The organism is Arthrobacter sp. Ha26 (genome assembly GCF_059091705.1).
Genome location: NZ_JBNHGX010000003.1, coordinates 86,113 through 107,551, shown reverse-complemented (window position 1 = coordinate 107,551; position 21,439 = coordinate 86,113). Strand labels below are relative to the sequence as shown.

Annotated in this window: 17 protein-coding genes; 10 read left to right on the top strand and 7 right to left on the bottom strand. The window is 66.4% G+C overall.

Annotation, left to right across the window (positions count from 1 at the left end):
- Position 1 precedes the first annotated feature (1 nt).
- The 3 genes from sucB to AC5RVY_RS08990 all read left to right on the top strand — a co-directional run bounded on the left by sucB (position 2) and on the right by AC5RVY_RS08990 (position 2,808).
- Entirely contained in the window at positions 2-1,756 is a 1,755-nt protein-coding gene (sucB, locus tag AC5RVY_RS09000; protein ID WP_493954375.1) for a 2-oxoglutarate dehydrogenase, E2 component, dihydrolipoamide succinyltransferase, read from the top strand.
- Positions 1,757-1,878: 122 nt separating this feature from the next.
- Positions 1,879-2,229, top strand: a complete 351-nt coding sequence (locus AC5RVY_RS08995) for a hypothetical protein (protein WP_493954374.1) — start codon at positions 1,879-1,881, stop codon at positions 2,227-2,229.
- Between the two features lie 150 nt (positions 2,230-2,379).
- Complete coding sequence (locus AC5RVY_RS08990) at positions 2,380-2,808, top strand: OsmC family protein (RefSeq protein WP_493954373.1); 429 nt, start codon at positions 2,380-2,382, stop codon at positions 2,806-2,808.
- Positions 2,809-2,898: 90 nt separating this feature from the next.
- On the opposite strand, the gene AC5RVY_RS08985 is transcribed toward AC5RVY_RS08990, so the two are convergent.
- Positions 2,899-6,447: a S41 family peptidase gene (locus AC5RVY_RS08985; protein ID WP_493954372.1), complete on the bottom strand. Its 3,549-nt coding sequence runs from the start codon at positions 6,445-6,447 to the stop codon at positions 2,899-2,901.
- A gap of 75 nt (positions 6,448-6,522) precedes the next feature.
- On the opposite strand from AC5RVY_RS08985, the gene AC5RVY_RS08980 reads away from it, so the two are divergent.
- The gene (locus AC5RVY_RS08980) at positions 6,523-7,416 is read left to right on the top strand and encodes a TIGR01777 family oxidoreductase (RefSeq protein WP_493954695.1); all 894 of its coding nucleotides are present in this window, start codon (positions 6,523-6,525) and stop codon (positions 7,414-7,416) included.
- Positions 7,417-7,522: 106 nt separating this feature from the next.
- On the opposite strand, the gene AC5RVY_RS08975 is transcribed toward AC5RVY_RS08980, so the two are convergent.
- Positions 7,523-9,277 (bottom strand): serine/threonine-protein kinase, encoded by a 1,755-nt coding sequence (locus AC5RVY_RS08975; RefSeq protein WP_493954371.1) that lies wholly within the window; start codon positions 9,275-9,277, stop codon positions 7,523-7,525.
- Between the two features lie 162 nt (positions 9,278-9,439).
- On the opposite strand from AC5RVY_RS08975, the gene lipB reads away from it, so the two are divergent.
- The 4 genes from lipB (at position 9,440) to AC5RVY_RS08955 (ending at position 12,392) form a co-directional block, all read left to right on the top strand.
- Positions 9,440-10,108: a lipoyl(octanoyl) transferase LipB gene (gene lipB / locus AC5RVY_RS08970; protein WP_493954370.1), complete on the top strand. Its 669-nt coding sequence runs from the start codon at positions 9,440-9,442 to the stop codon at positions 10,106-10,108.
- On the top strand, positions 10,105-11,112 hold the full coding sequence (gene lipA, locus AC5RVY_RS08965) for a lipoyl synthase (protein ID WP_493954369.1): 1,008 nt from the start codon (positions 10,105-10,107) through the stop codon (positions 11,110-11,112). The genes lipB and lipA overlap by 4 nt, the downstream gene beginning before the upstream one ends.
- Before the next feature lie 101 nt (positions 11,113-11,213).
- Positions 11,214-11,966: a DUF4191 domain-containing protein gene (locus tag AC5RVY_RS08960; protein WP_493954368.1), complete on the top strand. Its 753-nt coding sequence runs from the start codon at positions 11,214-11,216 to the stop codon at positions 11,964-11,966.
- 75 nt (positions 11,967-12,041) lie between these two features.
- A complete protein-coding gene (locus AC5RVY_RS08955) occupies positions 12,042-12,392 on the top strand; it encodes a DUF3817 domain-containing protein (protein WP_493954367.1) in 351 nt (116 codons plus the stop codon).
- A gap of 13 nt (positions 12,393-12,405) precedes the next feature.
- Here the strand turns inward: AC5RVY_RS08955 and AC5RVY_RS08950 are convergent, their stop codons facing one another.
- Positions 12,406-12,843, bottom strand: coding sequence for an RDD family protein (locus AC5RVY_RS08950; RefSeq protein WP_493954366.1), 438 nt, complete (start codon positions 12,841-12,843; stop codon positions 12,406-12,408).
- 276 nt (positions 12,844-13,119) lie between these two features.
- Here AC5RVY_RS08950 and glnA (AC5RVY_RS08945) point away from each other — a divergent pair, with 276 nt between their 5' ends.
- Positions 13,120-14,544, top strand: coding sequence for a type I glutamate--ammonia ligase (glnA, locus tag AC5RVY_RS08945; RefSeq protein ID WP_493954365.1), 1,425 nt, complete (start codon positions 13,120-13,122; stop codon positions 14,542-14,544).
- Between the two features lie 252 nt (positions 14,545-14,796).
- Here glnA (AC5RVY_RS08945) and AC5RVY_RS08940 read toward each other — a convergent pair whose 3' ends face one another.
- The 4 genes from AC5RVY_RS08940 to glnA (AC5RVY_RS08925) form a co-directional block, all read right to left on the bottom strand.
- Positions 14,797-15,330, bottom strand: a complete 534-nt coding sequence (locus AC5RVY_RS08940; RefSeq protein ID WP_493954364.1) for a GNAT family N-acetyltransferase — start codon at positions 15,328-15,330, stop codon at positions 14,797-14,799.
- 5 nt (positions 15,331-15,335) lie between these two features.
- The gene (locus AC5RVY_RS08935; RefSeq protein WP_493954363.1) at positions 15,336-15,779 is read right to left on the bottom strand and encodes a VOC family protein; all 444 of its coding nucleotides are present in this window, start codon (positions 15,777-15,779) and stop codon (positions 15,336-15,338) included.
- An 82-nt stretch (positions 15,780-15,861) separates the two neighbouring features.
- The gene (locus AC5RVY_RS08930; RefSeq protein ID WP_493954362.1) at positions 15,862-18,873 is read right to left on the bottom strand and encodes a bifunctional [glutamine synthetase] adenylyltransferase/[glutamine synthetase]-adenylyl-L-tyrosine phosphorylase; all 3,012 of its coding nucleotides are present in this window, start codon (positions 18,871-18,873) and stop codon (positions 15,862-15,864) included.
- A gap of 9 nt (positions 18,874-18,882) precedes the next feature.
- Positions 18,883-20,223 (bottom strand): type I glutamate--ammonia ligase, encoded by a 1,341-nt coding sequence (gene glnA, locus AC5RVY_RS08925; RefSeq protein ID WP_493954361.1) that lies wholly within the window; start codon positions 20,221-20,223, stop codon positions 18,883-18,885.
- 267 nt (positions 20,224-20,490) lie between these two features.
- On the opposite strand from glnA (AC5RVY_RS08925), the gene panB reads away from it, so the two are divergent.
- Positions 20,491-21,387 carry a 3-methyl-2-oxobutanoate hydroxymethyltransferase gene (gene panB / locus AC5RVY_RS08920; protein ID WP_493954360.1) on the top strand — a complete coding sequence of 299 codons (897 nt, stop codon included), beginning with the start codon at positions 20,491-20,493 and terminating at the stop codon, positions 21,385-21,387.
- Positions 21,388-21,439: the final 52 nt, after the last annotated feature.

The following is a 21,439-nucleotide window of genomic DNA, read 5'->3' as shown; positions in this document are numbered from 1 at the left end:
CATGTCTGAATCCGTTAACTTGCCCGCCCTCGGTGAGAGCGTCACCGAAGGAACCGTCACCCGCTGGCTCAAGCAGGTAGGTGACCGGGTAGAGGTGGACGAGCCGCTGCTCGAAGTCTCCACCGACAAAGTAGACACTGAAATCCCCTCTCCTGTCGCTGGCGTGATTGAGGAAATCCTGGTTGCCGAGGACGAAACCGCCGAGGTAGGCGCTCCCCTGGTCCGCATCGGCGACGGCTCCGGAAACGGCTCTGCCGCCCCCGCCCAGGAAGCACCTGCCGCAGCCCCCGCCGAAGAAGCACCGGCAGCTCCGGCTGAGGAAGCCCCCGCCGAGCCTGCACCTGCCCAGGAAGCCCCCGCCCAGGAGGCACCCGCGGCCGGCGGCGGCGAAGGCCACGAGGTCACCCTCCCGGCCCTCGGTGAAAGCGTCACCGAAGGCACCGTCACCCGCTGGCTGAAGGCTGTTGGCGACTCCGTTGAGGTTGACGAGCCCCTCCTGGAAGTTTCCACCGACAAGGTGGACACCGAAATCCCGTCCCCCGTTGCCGGCACCCTGCAGGAAATCCGCGTCAACGAGGACGAAACCGCCGAGGTCGGCTCCGTCCTGGCCGTGATTGGTTCCGGTGCTGCAGCTGCACCCGCAGAAGCACCCAAGCCCGCACCCGCCCAGGAAGCACCCAAGCCCGCTCCCGCCCAGGAAGCACCGAAGGCTGAAGCGCCCCAGGCTGCCCCTGCGCAGGAAGCACCGAAGGCCGAAGCTCCCCAGCAGGCGGCTGCCGCCCCGGCACCCGCCGCAGCCGAAACCGCACCGTCAAACGGCGGGTCCGAGTCCGGCTACGTCACTCCCCTGGTCCGCAAGCTGGCCAACCAGCATGGCGTGGACATCGCCTCGCTCTCCGGCACCGGCGTCGGCGGACGCATCCGCAAGCAGGACGTCATCGCAGCGGCTGAAGCCAAGGCCGCGCCCGCCGCAGCCCCGGCGGCGGCACCCGCCGCGTCTGCCCCGGCAGCGTCCAACGCTGCAGTTTCGTCCCTGCGCGGCACCACGCAGAAGGCACCGCGCATCCGCCAGGTCATCGCCCGCCGCATGCGTGAGTCCCTCGAGATTTCCACGCAGCTGACTCAGGTCCACGAAGTGGACATGACCAAGGTGGCCAAGCTCCGCGCCCGTGCCAAGAATTCGTTCCAGGCGCAGAACGGCGTCAAGCTGACCTTCCTGCCGTTCATCGCCAAGGCCGTTGCTGAGGCACTCAAGCAGCACCCCAAGCTGAACGCTGCATACGACGAGGACAAGCAGGAAATTACCTACCACAACGCCGAGCACCTGGCGATCGCCGTCGACACCGACAAGGGCCTGCTGGTTCCGGTCATCTCCGACGCCGGCAACCTGAACCTCGCCGGCCTGGCCGGGAAGATCGCCGACGTTGCCAGCCGCACCCGCGACGGCAAGATCGGTCCGGACGAGCTGTCCGGCGGCACCTTCAGCATCACCAACATCGGTTCGGTGGGTGCCCTGTTCGACACCCCCATCATCAACCAGCCGCAGGTGGGTATCCTGGGCACCGGCGCCATCGTCAAGCGCGCCGTGGTTGTTTCCGATGAGAACGGTGACGATTCGATCGCCATCCGTTCCATGATGTACCTGTCGCTCACGTACGACCACCGCCTGGTGGACGGCGCGGACGCCGGCCGCTTCCTCCAGACGCTGAAGGCCCGCCTTGAGGAAGGCGCCTTCGAGGCGGACCTGGGGCTGTAGCAGGCGCGTAACGCACGACGGCGGTGCAGGCAGCGGTGGGATTCCTCCGCAGGGCCTGTGCCGCCGTCGGCGTTTAACGGTGAACTACTACAAGCTGTAGAACCTCTGGCTACACTGGTCCCATGAACATCGTCTATAACATTGTGGTTTTCCTGCACATCGTCGGCGCCGCCATGATTGTCGGCATCTGGATCGGCCAGATGAAAAACCCCACAGTCCACCCGCGCCAGTTTGACGGCGCCATGCTCCAGCTCCTCACCGGCATCGCCCTGATGGGCCTGATCCCGGCCCTGGACATGGACGCCAACTACGTCAAGCTGGGCATCAAGTTCGCTATCGCCCTTGCCGTGGGCGTCCTGGCGTTCGTCGGCCGCCGGAAGTACAAGAACAACGAGCCCGTCAGCAAGGGCCTCGCACATGGCGTGGGCGGCCTGGCGCTGCTCAACGTTGCCATCGCCACGATCTGGCAGTAATCCTGCAGAGGGAGCCGGTCCTGGCGCAGGAGTCATAATCCACCAGCAGCGGACACCGGGTGCATGCTCCCGCTGAACTCCCTAGGATGGACAACGGCGGGGTCCGGGCAGCAGCCTGCCCCGGTCGGACATCAATTTTGAGGAGTGAACATGGCAGCAACGCGTTCAGCAAATGCAGTTTGGAACGGAAACCTGACGGAGGGTTCCGGAACCACCAGCCTGGCCACCTCGGGCCTGGGCACTTTCGACGTCACATGGAAGGCCCGCACGGAAGCGGCCAACGGCAAAACCAGCCCGGAGGAACTCATCGCCGCTGCCCATGCCGCCTGCTTCTCAATGGCTTTCAGCAACGAACTCGCGAAGGCGGGCCACACGCCGGAGGAAGTACGCGCCAAGGCCGATGTGACGTTTGTACCGGGCACCGGAATCACCGGCAGCCACCTCACCGTGTCCGCACGGATCCCCGGCATCACCGAGGACGAATTCCAGAAGATCGCCGGCGAAGCCAAGGTGGGTTGCCCGGTCTCCGGCGCGCTGGCCAGCATCGACATCACCATGGACGCCACCTTGGACGCGTAATCCCCTCCCGCGTCGCCACAGCCAAAAGGCCCTGCCTGGCCGGAACATGTTCCGGCCAGGCAGGGCCTTTTTGGTTGGAGCGCCTGGGTGCTAGCTCGTCTGCCGGCGGGCCGGCAGCGGCGCCGGACGGAGCCGCCGGTAGCCCTCGCGGGCCGGCGGGCGGTCCGTGGGAAGCTCCTGCACCATCTCCTTAAGCGCACCAATGCCGTATTCCAGCTGCGGATCCCGGCCCGCAGCGTAAGCATGCGGCGGATAAGCCACTTCGATGTCCGGGTCCACACCGTAGTTCTCAACGCTCCAACCGACGCCGCCGGAGAACCAGTTGGCGTACCGCGGCTGGGTGACCCCGGTGCCGTCCGCCAGCGAGAACCTGTTGTCAATGCCCACCACGCCGCCCCAGGTCCGCGTTCCTATTACAGGCCCAATGCCGCGAAGCTTGGATACCTGGGTGATGATGTCGCCGTCGGAACCGGCAAATTCATCGGCGAGGATGATGACGGGCCCGCGCGGGGCGTGGTGCGGGTAGGTGCGCGGCTTTTCGCCCCGGGGCATGCTCCAGCCGGTGACTTTACGGCCGATCAGTTCAGCCACCAGCTGTGAGGTGTGCCCTCCCCGGTTGCGCCGCACGTCCACAATGAGGCCGTCCAAGGCCGTTTCGGTGTCAAGGTCACGGTGGAGCTGCGCCCAGCCGTTGGCCATCATGTCCGGAATGTGCAGGTAACCGAAGGTGCCCCCGGATGCTTCGCGCACCGTTCGCCGGTTGGCGGCCACCCACTCCTGGTAGCGCAGGCGCTCCTCGTCCTTCACCGGCACGACGGCGACCCGCCGCTGCCTGCCCGCCCCTTCGTTGTGGGCGGGCCCATTGAGCAGCGTGAGCTCCACGGCGCGGCCCGCGGCCCCCACCAGCTGCATGGCAGGGGTAACGGACGCGGACAGTGGAACCCCGTCGACGGCCAGCACTACGTCACCTGTTTTGGCGCCCACGCCGGGGCGTGCCAGCGGAGACGTTGCGAGCGGGTCGGAGGACTCACCGGCAAGGATGCGGGTGATTTCCCAGCCCGCCGGGGTGAGTGAAAGGTCCGCCCCGAGCCTGCCTTGGCCGTGGCTGCCGTTTTCGGTCACGGGCGCCGGCCGGACGTAGGCGTGGGAGGTGCCCAGTTCGCCGTGCAGCTCCCACAGGAGGTCCACCAGGTCATCGTGGGAGCCAAGGCGGTCCACCAGCGGACGGTAACGCTTATGGATCGACTCCCAGTCCTGCCCGGCCATGTCTTCAGCCCAGAAGAAGTCGCGCTGCAGGCGCCACGCCTCGTCGAAGGCCTGGCCCCAGACGCGGAGGGGCTCCATTATCACCCGGATACGGCCCAGGTCCACCTTGACCAGGTCGCCCGATTCCTCGTCCACTTTCTTGTCAGCCGGGACAACCGTGACCTTCTTCTCGGAAATCAGCACCACTTTGCTGCGGTCGCCGGAGAGCCGGAAGCTGTCCAGCGCCTCCACCAGGGTGGTTTGCTTCCGGCGGAGAAGATCGAAACGGGACAGGCTGGGCCGGGCATCCTTGTCATCCTGGCTGGCCTTGCCGTCACCCGTAACCCCGGCGAGGGCCCAGTCGAGCCACAGCAAGGCTCCGTCAGCTGCCTTCAGTGAGGTGTAGTTGCCCTGGGGAACGGGGACGCCGATGACACGGTGGGCGAGGCCTTCCGGATCCACCGTGACCTCGGGAACTGCCCCTTCTTCCTGCTTTGCCTCCCCGTCTGCAGCGGTATCCTCCCCTGCGCCGGCATCCACTGACGGACCAAAGGGCGACGGCGTGTCTGCAGCCAGTGCCACGAGGTAGGGCTTGATGGGGCTGGGGAAGGAGAGGTCGAAGGAGTGCCCGTCGTAAACGGGGTCGAAGCTGCGGTTGGACAGGAATGCCAGGAACTTCCCGTCCGGGGTGAAGGCCGGAGACGTGTCCCGGAAACGGCCATCTGTGACGTCCACCGGGCCAGCGTGGGGGTCGCCCACCTTGACCAGGCGGAGCCGGCTGCGCGAGCCGAAGGAGGTGACCGGCTCGGACCACACCAGCCACTGGGAGTCGGCGGACCAGGCAAGGTCCGAAACGGTGCCTTCGCCGATGCTGGCCACGAGCGTCAGCTCCCCGGTCCGGGTGTTGGCCGCGTACACCTCACCAAAGGACGTGCCCAGTGCAAGCCAGGTGCCGTCCGGGCTTGCCTCCAGTGAGCTGGTCCGCGTGGGGTGCGGGAAGCCGATGCGCAGTGCTTCCCCCTGTGCATTGGCTCCCGGCTGTGCCTCTTCTCCGGACTGGGGAGTTGCCTCTGCGTTTATGCCGGCAACCAAAGGGCCACCCTCCGGAGCGACGTCCGCCTGCTGGTCATCCCGCACAGCGGGCATGGAGTTCGCTGCCAGGACCGCAGCGCCGGCAGCGGGAACCGGCTGCGGCAGTGGCACGTGCTCCTCGTCCCGGGCAGGCACGGTGGCAGCCGCTCCCTGGCCGGGACCTCCAGCTGGTGCGGCGGCGGTGCGTGCGGTGAGGACGCCAGTGCTTGGGACGGGCGCGGCGAGGTCCTTGATGAACAGCGCTTCGACACCGCCGTGATCGGCGACGTAGGCCAGTCGGCCGTCATTCAGGGGCCGGGGCAGGCGGGCACGGACTCCCGGTGTTGCTTCGATAATGCGGGAGGGTCCGTCTTTGTGCCGGAGCCAGGAAATGGTGCCGTGGGCTTCCACGGCACTGGCTGATCCGGCGGCATCCGGGACGGCATCGGCCAGGTGTTTGGCGGTGTTGAGCAGGGCGGGCCTCCTCGACTGCGAAGCGGAGCCCAGCGTGATGTCCAGCCGGACCGCTTCGGACTCGAGCCCCGGAAGTACCCACAACTCGCCCGCGGACTCGAAAATGATCCGCTTTCCGTCAGTGGCGGCGTGGCGGACATAGAAGTCCTCGTGGTCCGTGTGGCGCCTCAGGTCTTTGCCGTCGGGAAGCACCGAGTACAGATTGCCGTACCCCTCATGGTCGGACAGGAAGGCGACCCGGCCGTCCACCCACAGTGGATCGGCGAGGTTGCCGTCGAGGTCCGGCAGCAGGCGCTCAAACTCACCGTTGCCGTCGGTGTCTATCCACAGCTTTCCTGCAGTGCCACCGCGGTAGCGCTTCCACCAGGCAGGCTCGCGCGACAGCACGCTGGCCACCACCACTGGACGCTCGTCGCCCACCTCGGGGCCGAAGGCCACCGACTCGACCGGGCCGAACGGCAGTTCTTCCGCCCACCCGCCGTCGAGGGGCACGCTGTAGGCGTGGGTGTGTCGGCTTTCGGCCTGGCGGAAGGCACTGGTGACCACCACCGAGCCGTTGGCCGTGAAGCCTTTGACCTTGGTGGTGGCGTGGCCAAAATAGGTGAGCTGCCGGTAGTCCCCGCCGTCCACTGCTGCGGACACCACTTCCGGCGCCGTTCCCTGCACCACCGTCCACACCAGCCGCTGTCCGTCTGGGGTGAAGCGGGGGTTGCGTGCAGGGAGCTGGAGGGAGGAGACCCGCCATGCGCGGCCGCCGTGCAGGGGCGCAATCCACACGTCGTCCTCGGCCACGAAGGTGACCAGATCGCCGTGCAGGTGGGGGTAGCGGAAGTAGCTCGAAGAGGTCATCGTTCGATCATAGTCAACCCCCGCGCGGCCCTGTTGGAGGTGCCGGTGCGCGGCAGCCGTGGTGTGATGGACCCCATGCGCATAGTCATCGCCGGGGCCTCCGGGCTGATCGGAACCCACATGTCAGAAACGTTCCGGACCGGCGGACACGACGTCGTTTCCCTGGTCAGGCGCACGCCCTCCTCAGCGGCAGAAGTCCGCTGGAACCCGGCAGCCGGAGAACTGGACCCCAAGGCACTGGCCGGGGCGGACGCCGTCGTCAATCTTTCCGGCGCCGGCATCGGAGACAGGCCGTGGACGCGCAAACGGGTCGAGGAGCTTTTCAGCTCACGGCTGGATTCCACCCGGACCCTCACAGGCGCCATGGGGCAACTGGATTCGCCGCCCGCTGTCTTTATCAGCCAGTCCGGCTCCGGATACTACGGCGACGCCGGCAACACTGTACTTCGGGAAAACGCCCCGCAGGGAGCCGGAACCCTCGCCCGGATCTGTGGTGACTGGGAGGCGGCAGCTGCCACCGCTCCCCCGGGCGTCCGGGTGGTGGTTCCGCGCACCGCGGTGGTCCTCAGCCGTTCCGGCGGGGCACTGGGCAGGCTCTTGCCGCTGATCCGGCTCGGTGTTGGCGGACCATTGGGCGATGGCCGTCAATACTGGCCGTGGATCACCCTGCCGGATGTTTCCGCTGCGTTCCTCTTCCTGCTGGAATCAGGCCTCAGCGGGCCTGTTAATCTCTGCGCCCCCGAGGACGCCGATGTCAACGCCCTGGTGGGTGCACTGGCTCGTGCCCTGCACCGTCCTGCCCCCCTGCGGGTCCCGGCCCCGGTCCTGCGCCTTGTTATGCGCAACCTGGCCGACGAGTTGCTGCTCGCCAGCCAACGGATGGAACCGGCCCGCCTGTCCTCTGCCGGGTTTGAGTGGCAGCATCCCACACTTGCCCAGGCCGCGCAGTGGGTGGCCGGCAAGGAATAGGGCGCCGGGGCCTCAGCTGATGGGCTGCGGGCCAACCTGACAAGTCAAACGTGGGGTTAAATCAGCAGCCGGCACGTCAGGCGCCGGCACGTCATTGGCTAACTGGTCACGGGCCGGCGAGGATTTCGCTGACCCGCCACTTGCCATCCACAGACACGAGCACCACGCGCAGCCGCTGCTCCACGCCGGTGGCGCCCGTGGCAACCACGGTGCCCTGGGCGTCCTGTTCCTCGTAGGCCGACGACGCGGAGGTTACGGCGACTACGGCACGCGCCGCAGTTCCGCCCTCCTCCGCCTGCACCTGCGACAGCCTGCTCGAGAAACCGGCGAAGGTATGGCCCGCTGCTTTCAGCCGGTCAGCGATGAGATGGTCTGCGGCCGCCGCACCGGAGCTGCGATGGTTCACCTCGTCCAGCAGATCCGGTCTTCCCGAACTGAAGGCCAATGACCTCAGCGCAGACAAGCCCTGGACGGCCACACCCGGGTCCGGGGAGCCTGCCTGCTGCCGGGCCGCCGCAACGGGATCGGCCGGACCCGGCTCCTCCGCAAGCCGCTGCTCCGCGGGTGCACTCATCGTCCCGGCATCTTGTTGGACGGGCGGGCCCGCGGGTCCTGCCGTAGTGACTCCCGCCCCCAGGAGCCAGCACGCCCCCGCCATTGCTGCGACAGCTGCGGCGGCAAGAGCGCGCCGCCGCGACGCCTTCCGGCCGCGTTCCCGCTGGACATGCCGGCCCTTCCCCCGGCCCCCGGAGTCCTGGTCCAGCATGTTCGGACCCGCCGCGTCCAGACCCGCCGCGCCCAAACCCGCCGCGTCCAGACCCGTCACGGGCCGGTCTGTGGGGGCGTGGTGCAGCGGCTGGCGGACGTTGGACGTCGGGAATGGCAGCTTCTGCGGTCCGTCGTATAAGCGGTTCCATGCCGACGTCGTCAGCCGGCGGCGCAGGCCCTGGACCCTTTCGTGAAGTCCACTGCGGGGTTCTGCAGCATGCAGTCGCGTCACCAGCTCCGGAAGGACGGTGGGGTGGACCGCGGGTGCAAGGTCCAGGGGAAGCGGCGCGGCGCTCCGGTAGACGGCGGTCCCGAGGGCAGCTGCTGTGGGCCGCAGCCGCCGGTCTTCGTTGAGCCCCGACTCCAGGGCAGCGGCGAGATCCCTGGGGACCTCCGGCACCAGGAGTGTCAGGGGCGGACGGTCCGCTGTTCGTTGCGGGGGCATCCCGGTCAGGCAGAACCAACCCAGGGCAGCGACGGAATAGACGTCGCGTTCGGGTTGCAGGCCTGCCCGGATTGCGTCAACCGGTGCCGGATCCATAAAGCCGGGGGTGCCCCGCCCCGGCGCGGAGCCAGGATCGCCGAGCATCCGGGCGATGCCAAGGTCGGAGAGCATGGGCTTTCCCTGGCCGGTGAACAGGACATTGCCCGGCGAGACATCCGCGTGTGTGAACCCCTGGCCATGCAGGTATCCCAGCACCTGGGCGATGGGGGTCAGCACCGTCACCGTCTCCCCAACGCTGAGCTTGCCCCTGGCCGCCACCAGGTCCCCGAGCGAACCGGCCGGAGCGTAATCCATGACCAGCCCGGTGTTGCCGCCAGCCCCGTCAGCCACATCCACGGCCACGGCACGGTGGGCCTTGATGAGGTGCGGATGGTCCAGGACCGAGAGGATACGGATCTCGCGCCGGATGCCTTCTTCGGTCATCGCTTCCCTGCGTGCTGCACGGCGCCCTGCCCGGCGGAAACACTTCACGGCAAACTCCCGGCCGGTCCGCTCCTCAGTGGCCAGCCAGACCGATGAGGTGCCACCATGGCCGAGCAACCGTCCCACGACGTAACCGGGGACCTTCGGGCGCTGCAGATCTTCCATGCCCTATGTCTAGCCGAATCCGAAAGACCCTGCAGAAGTTATCCACAGGCAAGCGCCCGGCCAACCCCAGGCTTTTCCCCGGCGGCGGGCCCGGCCCACTGCCGGGGGTGAGCTTCAGCACTAAACCGGGTGTGGAGCGGCCCACCGTCTAAGCTGGATGCCATGACTCTTGAGTTTTCACAGCTGGGTCTTGCTCCGGACTTCGTGGACTATACCCACGGCTTGGCCGTTCAGAGCGAACTCCATGACAACGTCGTCGCAGGAAAGGCCCCCAGTACTGTCCTTTTCCTGGAACACGCCCCGGTATATACGGCCGGTAAACGGACCGAGGACCACGAGCGGCCCTTCGACGGCACTCCCGTGGTCCCGGTGGACCGTGGCGGCAAGCTCACCTGGCACGGCCCCGGCCAGCTGGTGGGTTATCCCATCATTAAGCTGAAGAACCGCGCCGGCATCCGTGACTATGTGGAACGCCTGGAGGCCGTGATGATGGCCGTCCTCGCCGACTACGGCATCAAGGCTGTGCGGATTAAAGGCCGTGCCGGAGTGTGGATCATGGCGGATGAAAAAGGTCCTGACCGGAAAATCGCTGCCATCGGCATCCGCGTCCACGAGGGCGTCACCATGCACGGATTCGCCATCAACTGCAACAACGATCTCGCCCCGTACGCGCAGATCATCGCCTGCGGCATCACCGATGCCGGCGTCACCACCATCGCCCAGGAAACCGGTTATGACGTTGCCCCGGCAGACCTCGTTTCCCGGATCACCGAAGAACTGCGCAAGAATGAAGACGCCCTGGTCGCTACCCCCGAAGGAGCTCTACTGTGACATTGGCACCTGAAGGCCGGAAGCTTTTGCGCGTTGAACAGCGCAACTCTGCTGTCCCGGTGGAGCGTAAGCCGGAGTGGATCAAGGCCAAGGTCCAGATGGGCCCGGAGTTCGTCCAGCTCAAGAACCTGGTGAAGAAGGAAGGCCTGCACACGGTATGTGAGGAGGCCGGGTGCCCCAACATTTTTGAGTGCTGGGAGGACAAGGAAGCGACGTTCCTGATCGGCGGGTCCGAATGCACGCGGCGGTGTGATTTCTGCCAGATCGATACCGGCAAACCCTCACCGGTGGACATGTTCGAACCCACCAAGGTGGCCCGGTCGGTGCAGGCGATGCAGCTGCGCTACGCCACCGTCACCGGCGTAGCCCGGGACGACCTGGCGGACGAGGGTGTGTGGCTGTACGCCGAGACGGTCCGCAAGATCCACGAGCTGAACCCCGGCACCGGGGTGGAGCTGTTGATCCCGGACTTCTCCGGCAAGCCCGAGCACATCGCCGCGATCTGTGATTCCAAGCCGGAGGTGTTCGCGCACAACGTCGAGACCGTGCCGCGGATTTTCAAGCGGATCCGGCCGGCGTTCCGGTACGAGCGGTCCCTGGATGTGATCACGCAGGGCCGGAACCTGGGCATGGTGACCAAGTCCAACCTGATCCTGGGCATGGGCGAAACCCGCGAAGAGATCTCCGAAGCGCTCCGGGACCTGCACGAGGCCGGGTGCGATCTGATCACCATCACCCAGTACCTGCGCCCGAGTGAGCGGCACCTGCCGGTGGACCGGTGGGTCAAGCCGCAGGAATTCGTGGACCTCCAGCACGAAGCGGACGAGATCGGCTTCCTCGGCGTCATGTCCGGCCCGCTGGTCCGTTCTTCCTACCGGGCGGGCCGGCTCTGGGCCACCGCGATGCGGAAGAAAGGCTGGGAAATCCCCGCCGAACTGGCCCACATCGAATCCTCCGGCAGCACCCGCCAGGAAGCCAGCTCACTGCTCGCCGCGCGTTCCTGACGCAAACCATCCCTGACACCAAAACGCTGTATCCCGAAGGGCCGGCACCGGAGAACTCCGGTGCCGGCCCTTCGGCTTGGGTCACGTAGAATTGAGGCACTATGGCGAAATCCCCTGATTCCAGCAACTCCACTCCGGCGGGCTCAAGCGCGGTAAAGCGCGGCCTCTTCTCCCGCAAGCCGCAAGAAGCGAAGGTCAAGAAGCCCAGCCGGCTCAAGCAGATCGGCGAAGTCTTCACCATGACCCGCCGCCATGACCCCATGGTCCCGTGGCTGATGCTGCTGGTGTTCCTGGGTGTTGTGGCCGTCAGCTTCCTGGTGGGCTTCTGGCTGGACAACTGGATCACGGGCCTGATCATCGGCATTCCGCTGGGCCTGCTCGGCGCCACGCTGATCCTGTCGCGCCGCGCCGAGCGTGCCGCCTTCGCCCAGATCGAAAACCAGCCCGGCGCCTCAGGCGCCGCCCTGGGGACGCTGCGCCGCGGCTGGATCACCGAGGAGCAGCCTGTCGCCGTCAACCCGCGCACGCAGGACGCGGTGTTCCGCGCCATCGGCCGTCCCGGCGTCGTGCTTGTCAGTGAGGGGCCCAGCCACCGCGTGAAGCCGCTGCTGGACGCAGAACGCAAGCGCCTGGCGCGCATCCTGCCCAACGTCACCATCCACGTCATTGAAAGCGGACGCGGCGAGGGCCAGGTGCCCATCAGCCAGGTGGCCAAAAAGATGGGCAAAATGAAGAACGAACTGACCAAGCTCGAGGTCAATACGGTGTCCAAGCGCATCGCTTCGCTGGGCACCCGCCTCCCCATTCCCAAGGGCATCGACCCCTACAAGGCCCGTCCCAACCGCGGACGCTAAGCCACAACGCCCCGGTATCCGGCCATCTGCCGGTACCGGGGCGTTTTTTGTTTCCACCCAACGGACAGGACCCCCATGCCCCTCAAGAATGCGATGCTCCGTGCCTTCCGGATTCTCGCCGTAGCCGAAGCGGTCAGCTGGGCCGCGCTCCTGGCCGGCATGTACTTCAAGTGGATTGCCGGAACCACCGAAGTCGGCGTGCAGGTGGCCGGCCCAATCCACGGCGCGTTGTTCGTCGGCTACGGGATCACGGCGCTGGCGCTCTGGCGGCTCCAGCGCTGGCCGTTCGTGGTGGCGGTTTTCGCCGGGCTTTCGGCTGTCTTTCCCTTCGCCACACTCGGGTTCGAGCGCTGGGCCGGTAAGCGGGGACACCTCAGCGCCGCCACACCCGTTGCCGCACCAGCCGCGGAAGCCAGCAGGGTCTAAACCCCGGCGGTACCTAACGGCGCAGGAGCAGCGTGTTCATCGCCCTGTCATGAAGGCCGCGATGATCGGGGTCGAAAATAACGGCCGGCACCACGAGGCACAGCAGCACCGACCTCACCAAAGCAGCCAGCGGTCCCGGTGCTCCGCCACCGGCCCGCACCACATGGATGCCCATGACACGGTGGCCGATGCTGTAGCCCAGCGTCCCTATCAGGAGGATCTGTTCGACGGCGAAAATCGCCAGGGTGGCCCAGGCGTCACCTCCGAAGGCATAGTTGCTGATCAGCAGCGCTATGCCCCAGTCGACCATGATCGCCGCGATCCGGCGGCCCGCCCGTGCGATGGAGCCGGGCCCGGACTCCGGCAGGCCAAGCCGCTCACCCGGATATTTGGAAATGCCGGAGGTGTCAGGGCCGGTGAGCCAGGAGCCGAGGTCTTTGCGATCTACCACCGTCCAAGTTTAGCCGGGTTCCCCCGCCCACAGTGTGGATGCGGTTAGACCACAGTGTGGACGGCAGATAGCGTTGCCATATCAGGGCATTATGTAACCTGCCCGAAACAATACGGACACGGACGGGAAATGCCCCATCCATAGGCTGTTAGCAGTTTCAAGCGAATCCCCCGGCAGGGCAACAACAGCAGGGAAACCCCGCGGTTTCCCTGCCTTCGGATTGCGCTGGATCAGATGGCTGTCACGCCAGATATTACATATGCGTTAGGAGCATAGATGTTCAAGACTGCGGAAGAAGTCCTCAAGTTCATCCAAGACGAGGATATTAAGTTCGTCGATATCCGCTTCACCGACCTTCCGGGTGTCCAGCAGCACTTCAATGTCCCGGCGAAGAGCGTTGACGCCGACTTCTTCATCAACGGCCAACTCTTCGACGGATCGTCCATCCGCGGCTTCCAGGGCATCGCCGAGTCCGACATGCAGCTGATCCCGGACGTCACCACCGCGTTCCTGGACACCTTCCGCATGGAGAAGACCCTCGCGCTGAACTTCTCCATCGTCAACCCCCGCACGGGCGACCCGTACCACCGCGACCCCCGCGGCGTGGCCGAGAAGGCCGAAGCCTACCTCGCCTCCACCGGCATCGCGGACACCGCATTCTTCGCTCCCGAAGCAGAGTTCTTCGTGTTCGACAACGTCCAGTACCAGTCCTCCCCGCAGGGCAGCTTCTACAAGATCGACTCCGAGGAAGCACACTGGAACACCGGCCGCGAGGAAGAGGGCGGAAACCTCGGCTACAAGACCCCCGTCAAGGGTGGCTACTTCCCGGTCTCCCCCACTGACAAGCAGGCCGACCTGCGCGACGCCATGTGCGTGGCGCTGGATGAAGCCGGCCTCGAGGTCGAGCGCAGCCACCACGAAGTCGGCTCCGCCGGCCAGGCTGAGATCAACTACAAGTTCACCACGCTGACCCACGCAGCCGATGACCTGCAGAAGTTCAAGTACGTCATCAAGAACACCGCTGACGCCTGGGGCAAGTCCGTCACGTTCATGCCCAAGCCGGTCTTCGGCGACAACGGCTCCGGCATGCACTGCCACCAGTCGCTGTGGAACGGCGGCGAGCCGCTGTTCTACGACGAGAAGGGCTACGCCGGCCTGTCTGACACGGCACGCTGGTACATCGGCGGCCTGCTCAAGCACGCTTCCGCCGTCCTGGCCTTCACCAACCCGACGGTGAACTCCTACCGCCGCCTGGTCAAGGGCTTCGAAGCTCCGGTCAACATGGTCTACTCGCAGGGCAACCGCTCCGCCGGTATCCGCATCCCCATCACGGGCACCAACCCCAAGGCCAAGCGCATCGAGTTCCGCGCACCGGACCCCTCCTCCAACCCCTACCTGGCATTCGCTGCCCAGCTGATGGCCGGCATCGACGGCATCCGCAACCGCATCGAGCCGCCGGCACCGATCGACAAGGACCTCTACGAGCTCCCCGCAGAAGAAGCCAAGGATATCCCCAAGGCTCCGGGCACGCTTGAAGAAGCCCTGGAGGCCCTGGCCGAGGACAACGAGTTCCTGCAGGCCGGCGGCGTCTTCACCCAGGACCTGATCGACACCTGGATCGAGTACAAGTACGAGAACGAGATCCGCCCGCTGTCGCTGCGTCCGAACCCCTACGAGTTCGAGCTCTACTACGGCGTCTAGTCTCCGCAATTCCTGAGACACCAGAGGCGGCCACCGGAACACTTCCGGTGGCCGCCTTTTTGGTGCCTGGTTCTAATTCTGGGTTGAAGGTGGGAATCCGGCTCCTGACGTGCTGAGACCGGGAACCGGACTCCCTGACGGTGTTCCTCGAGACGAAGACTCAGGAAGCCTTCCCCCCAACAAGGTGTGAAGAACACCGCCAATCCACATGATCTGCCAATCCGCGACCGAGTGCAACGCCGGTCCGCACGGTTACGGCCCGGCATCCGCGGGAAAGCCGCGGAACATGGTCCGCTGGGACCCTGCGGAACCGCCCAGGTACTGGCCGCGGTCCTCGAACCCGGCACGGCTGTAGGCGGACAGACCCGCCGGATTGGCTTCATTGACGGAAAGGACGACGCCGGACTCCCCTGTCAGGTGCCGGCGGCTCAGCCTTTCCGCGGCCGCCACCGCCGCCCGGGCACCCAGTGGACCGTACCCTTTGCCCTGCTGCCGCCGGTCGATCAGAAAACCCCGCAGCAGCCACGCCGAACCGTCGTCAGGCCAGCCGGCAAGCCGGGCGGCCCCCGACTGCAGGGTCAACAGGCCGACGGCCAGGCCATTGGACTCGATTACGTAGGGACGGCGCGATTCCTCCGCCAGTCCGGCCAGGGCCATCCGCAGCGGATCGCCAACAAACTTTTCCTGCCCGGGGCCCAGTTCGAGGCCCGCAACTGCTTCCAGCTGGATGGCGCAGGCATCGGCGTCGAGGTCCTGGAGTGAAATCAGCCAGACGCCCGGGCCCACGCCGTTCAGGACCGGGCGGTGCCGGAACCGCTGTCCTCGCCGGCTTCGACGGGCGGGCCGGCGGGGTCCATCCAGAACACCTCCCAGAGGTGGCCGTCCGGATCCTGGAAGCTGCGGTTGTACATAAAGCCGTAGTCCTGCGGGTCCTGGGACGGGGAGGCGCCGTTTGCCAAGGCAGTCCGGACTGCTTCATCCACTGCATCCCTGCTGTCCACCGAGTAGGCGATGATCGCTTCGGCCGAACCCTTGGTATCGCTGACGTGCTTGCTGGTGAACGTTGTGAAGTACCCCTCCACCAGGAGCATCACGTAGGCGTTGTCGTTGACCACCATGCACGTGGCGTTCTCGTCCGTGAAATCGGGGTTGAAGGTGAAACCCAGTGCGGTAAAGAAGTCCACGGAGCGCTTCAGGTCCTGGACGGGCAGGTTGAGGAAAAGTTGTTTGGGCATGGGCTCAAACTAGCACCGGCCCCCGACAGGTGTCAGCCACTCCACGCAGCCGCTCCACACCAGGCCGGGCGTGGACGCCGCGCTACTGGCCGTAGAAGACCCGCTCAAAGACTCCCCGTGCCCGGCGGCTGACCCGCAGGTAGTCCTCTTCCAGGGCCGCGGCACCGCCTGGCTCATAGCCGCACCAGCGCGCCACGGCTTCAAGGTCGCGCCGCGAGGACGGAAGCAGGTCCGAAGCCTTTCCGCTCCAGATCACATTGGCGGACCTGATCCGGCTGGCCAGCCGCCAGGCTTCGGCAAGGAGTTCCGCGTCGTCCTGCGCGAGCAGGCCCAGTTGCGTAGCCGCCTCAAGCGCACCGACGGTGGAGGTGGTCCGCAACTCGGGATGTTTTCCGGCATGCTGAAGCTGCAGCAGCTGGACGAGCCATTCGACGTCACTCAGTCCGCCGCGGCCCAGCTTGAGGTGCCGTGCGGGATCTGCGCCGCGGGGAAGACGTTCGGACTCCACGCGCGCTTTGATCCGCCTGATCTCGCGCACATCCTGCTCGGACACGGACTTCGGGTAACGGATAGGATCGATGAGCTTCAGGAAGTCCGCAGCCAGGGTGTCGTCGCCGGCCATGGGCCGCGCCCTCAGCAGTGCTTGGGCTTCCCAGATGAGCGACCAGCGCCGGTAGTACTCGGCGTAGGAATCCAGGGAGCGCACCATTGCCCCATTCTTGCCCTCGGGACGCAGGTCCGCGTCCACCTGCAGCACCCGTTCGGCCATGATGGCAGGCTTGAGAGGCTGGGTGAGGAGGCTGGAAACCTTCGCAACAATCCGCGACGCCTGCTCCTGCGCTTCTGCCTCCGAAAAGCCCGGCAGCGCCCGGTGGACGTACATCACGTCGGCGTCGGACCCGTAACCGATCTCGCGGCCGCCCTGCCGGCCCATGGCAACCACCAGGGCAGCTGTCTTCAACGGCCCGCCAGCGGACACGATTCCTTCGGCCACGCGCAACGCGCCTAAGACAGCCGCCCTGTCGGTGTCCGCCAGGGCCGCTCCCACCTGGTCCTGGTCCAGCAGTCCGGCGGAGTCGGCGATGGCGATCCGAAGGGTCTCACGCCGCCTGATGAGGCGGATCAGGCGCATGGCGCTTTCCGGTTCCGCGTGGCGGGACATCTTGGAGGTGATCTCCTGCCACTGCACCTCGAAGCTGACGGGCACCAGATCCTTGTCGTGGCCGAGCCAGGCCACCGATTCCGGTGAAACTTCCAGCAGGTCCGCGATCAGCCGCGAGTTGGCGAGTACGTGGCATAACCGCTCGGCCGCTGCCTTGGAATCCCGGAGCATGCCCAGGTACCAGTGCGTGGTGCCCAGGGCTTCACTGACCCGGCGGAAGGCAAGGAGTCCACCGTCGGGATCCACGCCCTCGGCCAGCCAGTCCAGCAGGATGGGCAGCAGTTGCCGCTGCAGGGCAGCCCTGCGGCTGACGCCTGCGGTCAGGGCCTCGATGTGGCGCATGGCGCCCTGCGGGTCCCGATAGCCCAGGGCCGCGAGCCGGCCCTGGGCAGCTTCGGGCGTCAGCTTGGCGTCCTCGCTGCTGAGCTTGGCTGCCGTGTTGAGCAGGGGCCGGTAGAAGATGCGCTCATGCAGTTCGCGCACTGAGCGCTTGGTCTTCTGCCACGCGGCCAGCAGGGCGTCGGGGTGCGGGCGCTCGTTGGAAAACGGCCCCAGCACCGCCTTGGCCAGGGCCCGGAGTGCCGGCTCGCCCACCGGCATGAGGTGGGTCCTGCGCAGCTGGAAGAGCTGGATGCGGTGCTCCAGGAGCCGCAGGTACCGGTAGGCATTGTCAAAGGCGGCAGCATCGGCCCGCCCGATGTAACCGCCGGCGGACAACGCCGCGATCGCGGAGGTGGTGTCGCGGCGGCGGAGGGATTCGTCGGATTTGCCGTGCACCAGCTGGAGCAGCTGGACGGTGAATTCAACGTCGCGCAGTCCGCCGCGGCCAAGCTTGATCTGCCGCTGCTCCTCGGCGGGCGGTATGTGTTCGGTGACGCGGCGCCGCATGGCCTGGACGGATTCGACAAACCCGTCCCGGCTGGCCGAGCTCCAGATCAGCGGGGTGATCGCTTCTTCATACAGTTGGCCAAGGGCTGCGTCGCCGGCGATGGTGCGGGCCTTCAGCAGCGCCTGGAACTCCCAGCTTTCAGCCCAGCGGGCGTAGTACAACTGGTGTGAGGCGAGGGTCCGGACCAGCGGCCCGGACTTGCCTTCCGGACGGAGGTTCGCGTCCACCTCCCAGAGCCCGGGTTCCCGGGCTACGGATGAGATGGCACGGGAGATTCCGCTGGCCAGGGCTGTTCCGATGGTGGCGGCCCTGGCATCATCCAGGCTGCCTGGATCCACCACATAGATAACGTCAACGTCCGAAATGTAGTTCAGCTCCCGGGCCCCGCACTTGCCCATGCCTATAACAGCCAGTCCGACGTCGGCCACTTCCGCGGTGCTGAACTGGCCGGCGGCTTCTGCGCGCGAGACGGCGAGGGCGGCCTCGATGGCTGCGCCGGCAAGGTCAGCAAGCTCCCCGCCCACGGACGGCATAAAGTCCAACGGGTCGGCGGCGCACAAGTCCTTTACGGCCAGATCAACCACGCCCCTGCGGTAGGCCGTGCGAAGGGCCGCGTAGGCGTCGGTTCCTGTAGCTGCGGCGACGGGCCGCTCGGCGCGTGGATCGGCGCCGACGGACTGCAGCAGAGTAGCCCGCAGTTCCCTGGGATCTGCATGCAGCGGCTCCGGGCTGGGCCGCACCTCAAACGCCTCCAGGTGTTCGGGGTGGCGGATGAGGAACTCCCCCAGGGCCTCCGATGCACCCAGGACACGGTACATCGGCTCGCTGGTCTCCGGGTCAGCGCCGGCCAATTCCCGCAGGGCCGGATGCTTTTCGATCAGGCGGACCAGGGACTGCAGGGCCGTGTCGGGGCTGGCAGCCATCTGGAGCCCCGCAAAGAGCCGGTCTTCGTCCAGTCCTTCGAGCTCGGGGGCAGCGAGGAACCGCCCGCCCTTTTCGAGGTCGCTGAAGCCGGCCGCAATGAGGCGCCGTGCGAGGCTCATCACCGCTCCCTAGAGAATGCCCAGGTTGCGCTGCAGCTCGTAGGGCGTCACCTGCAGGCGGTAGTCCTGCCACTCGGCGCGCTTGTTGCGCAGGAAGTGTTCGAAGACCTGCTCGCCCAGGATCTGCGGCATCAGCTCGGAATCCTCCATGGAGCGGATGGCGTCATGCAGGCTCGCGGGAAGGGGGTCGTGGCCCATGGCACGGCGCTCCGCTGAGCTCAGCGACCACACGTCATCCTCGGCGGCGGCGGGCAGGTCGTAGCCTTCTTCGATGCCCTTGAGCCCGGCGCCCAGCAGGACGGCGTAGGCAAGGTAGGGGTTGGCCGCGGAATCGATGCCGCGGTACTCGATCCGGGCGGACTGGCCCTTGCCCGGCTTGTACAGCGGAACGCGGACCAGCGCGGAACGGTTGTTGTGCCCCCAGCTCAGGTAGCTCGGAGCCTCGCCGCCGCCCCAAAGTCGCTTGTAGGAGTTCACGAACTGGTTGGTCACGGCAGTGAGCTCGGGCGCGTGCTTCAGGATGCCTGCGATGAACTGGCGCGCGGTCTTGGACAGCTGGAACTCCGCGCCTGCTTCGAAGAAGGCGTTGGTGTCGCCCTCGAACAGGGAGAAGTGGGTGTGCATGCCCGAGCCGGGGTGTGCGGTGAAAGGCTTCGGCATGAACGTGGCGTAGGTCCCCTGCTGCAGCGCCACTTCCTTGATGACAGTACGGAACGTCATGATATTGTCCGCCGTCTGCAGGGCATCGGCGTACCGGAGGTCGATCTCGTTCTGGCCCGGCCCGGCCTCATGGTGGCTGAACTCCACGGAAATTCCGACCGATTCCAGCATGGTCACGGCCGTGCGGCGGAAATCCTGTGCCACGCCGCCGGGGACGTGGTCAAAATAGCCGCCCTCATCAACAGGCACCGGCGCGCCGTCCGGTCCCGGTTCCTGGGACTTGAGGAGGTAGAACTCGATTTCGGGGTGGGTGTAGCACGTGAAGCCCATGTCCGCGGCTTTGGCGAGGGTGCGCTTAAGGACGTTGCGGGGGTCCGCTGCCGAGGGCTCGCCGTCCGGCGTGAGGATGTCGCAGAACATGCGGGAGGTCTGCTCGGTTTCGCCGCGCCACGGCAGGATCTGGAAGGTGGACGGGTCCGGCTGCGCCAGCATGTCGGACTCGAAGACACGGGCAAGCCCTTCAATGGCCGAACCATCAAATCCAAGGCCTTCTTCGAAGGCACCCTCTACTTCAGCCGGCGCCAGGGCAACGGACTTGAGTGAACCCACGACGTCGGTGAACCACAGGCGCACGAAACGTACGTCGCGCTCTTCGATTGTGCGCAGGACAAACTCTTGCTGGCGGTCCATGATGGCCTCTTCTGTCGGTCAACGTCCATGCCCCGGTCCGCAGAGGAGGAAGCCGGAAAGCAGTTCATCAACACTGTACTAAGCAATTGACGGCGATGCTGGAGTCCGGGGGCCGCGTAACACAGCGTTAACACGGCAGGGCAGCGACGGTGACCGGCGGCAGCGCCTGCGCAGGTGCACACGCAGCTCCCTCCGTATGACGCGAATCACCTGGACGGTCAACGCAGGCGGTAGCTAGGAGCGCAGGTACGGCACTACGCTCATGCCATGGCCTCAAGCAACAGTTCCGACTCCAGCGCGCCCGCCGACGTCCCCGCCCCCTATGGCAGCGGGCCCTCAGAGGGCGCACCGGCTGCCTCCGTGCGGAAGCCCGCAAAAGTGCGCATCCATCACCTCCAGCAGGCCAAGGATGCCGGCACCAAGTTCGCCATGTTGACCGCCTACGAGCAGTACACGGCCGAAATCTTCGACGCCGCCGGCATCGAGGTGCTCCTCGTGGGGGACTCTGCGTCCAACAATGTCTTCGGCAACGAGACCAGCCTTCCAGTCACCGTGGACGAGCTGCTTCCCCTCTGCCGGGCTGTGGCGCGTTCGGCCAGGCGCGCCCTTGTTGTGGCGGACCTGCCGTTCGGCAGCTACGAGGTCTCGCCTGAGCAGGCAGTCGCCGCGGGCGTGAGGTTCCTCAAGGAGGGCCTGGCGCATGCGGTCAAGATCGAGGGCGGGAAGTACTACGCTCCCACCGTCCGGGCCATGGTGCAGGCCGGGATTCCCGTGATGGCCCACATCGGTTTCACCCCGCAGAGCGAGCACGCGCTGGGCGGATACCGCGTCCAGGGCCGCGGCGACGATGCACAGAGACTGATTGACGACGCCGTGGCGCTGGCTGAGGCGGGTGCGTTCAGTGTGTTGATGGAAATGGTGCCGGCAGAAACGGCAGCCGCGGTGGACGCGGCGGTCAGCGTTCCCACCGTGGGCATTGGTGCAGGCGGGGAAACCACCGGCCAGGTGCTCGTGTGGCAGGACATGGCTGGCCTGCGCGGTGGCAGGATGGCAAAGTTCGTCAAGCAGTACGCGGATCTGCGCACCACGCTCCTGGACGCCGCGGCAGCATACGGCGAAGATGTCCGGTCAGGCCAGTTCCCCGGTCCCGAACACACTTTCTAAAGGGCGGCGGGCCCCACGGGGCGGAGCAGTGCCCGCACCCGGCCGGGGTGCC

Bases quoted from the DNA above. Each gene is read 5' to 3' on its own strand.
- sucB (WP_493954375.1), top strand. From the start codon at position 2: ATGTCTGAATCCGTTAACTTGCCCGCCCTCGGTGAGAGCGTCACCGAA.
- AC5RVY_RS08995 (WP_493954374.1), top strand. From the start codon at position 1,879: ATGAACATCGTCTATAACATTGTGGTTTTCCTGCACATCGTCGGCGCC.
- AC5RVY_RS08990 (WP_493954373.1), top strand. From the start codon at position 2,380: ATGGCAGCAACGCGTTCAGCAAATGCAGTTTGGAACGGAAACCTGACG.
- AC5RVY_RS08985 (WP_493954372.1), bottom strand. From the start codon at position 6,447: ATGACCTCTTCGAGCTACTTCCGCTACCCCCACCTGCACGGCGATCTG.
- AC5RVY_RS08980 (WP_493954695.1), top strand. From the start codon at position 6,523: ATGCGCATAGTCATCGCCGGGGCCTCCGGGCTGATCGGAACCCACATG.
- AC5RVY_RS08975 (WP_493954371.1), bottom strand. From the start codon at position 9,277: ATGGAAGATCTGCAGCGCCCGAAGGTCCCCGGTTACGTCGTGGGACGG.
- lipB (WP_493954370.1), top strand. From the start codon at position 9,440: ATGACTCTTGAGTTTTCACAGCTGGGTCTTGCTCCGGACTTCGTGGAC.
- AC5RVY_RS08960 (WP_493954368.1), top strand. From the start codon at position 11,214: ATGGCGAAATCCCCTGATTCCAGCAACTCCACTCCGGCGGGCTCAAGC.
- AC5RVY_RS08955 (WP_493954367.1), top strand. From the start codon at position 12,042: ATGCCCCTCAAGAATGCGATGCTCCGTGCCTTCCGGATTCTCGCCGTA.
- glnA (WP_493954365.1), top strand. From the start codon at position 13,120: ATGTTCAAGACTGCGGAAGAAGTCCTCAAGTTCATCCAAGACGAGGAT.
- AC5RVY_RS08935 (WP_493954363.1), bottom strand. From the start codon at position 15,779: ATGCCCAAACAACTTTTCCTCAACCTGCCCGTCCAGGACCTGAAGCGC.
- AC5RVY_RS08930 (WP_493954362.1), bottom strand. From the start codon at position 18,873: ATGAGCCTCGCACGGCGCCTCATTGCGGCCGGCTTCAGCGACCTCGAA.
- glnA (WP_493954361.1), bottom strand. From the start codon at position 20,223: ATGGACCGCCAGCAAGAGTTTGTCCTGCGCACAATCGAAGAGCGCGAC.
- panB (WP_493954360.1), top strand. From the start codon at position 20,491: ATGGCCTCAAGCAACAGTTCCGACTCCAGCGCGCCCGCCGACGTCCCC.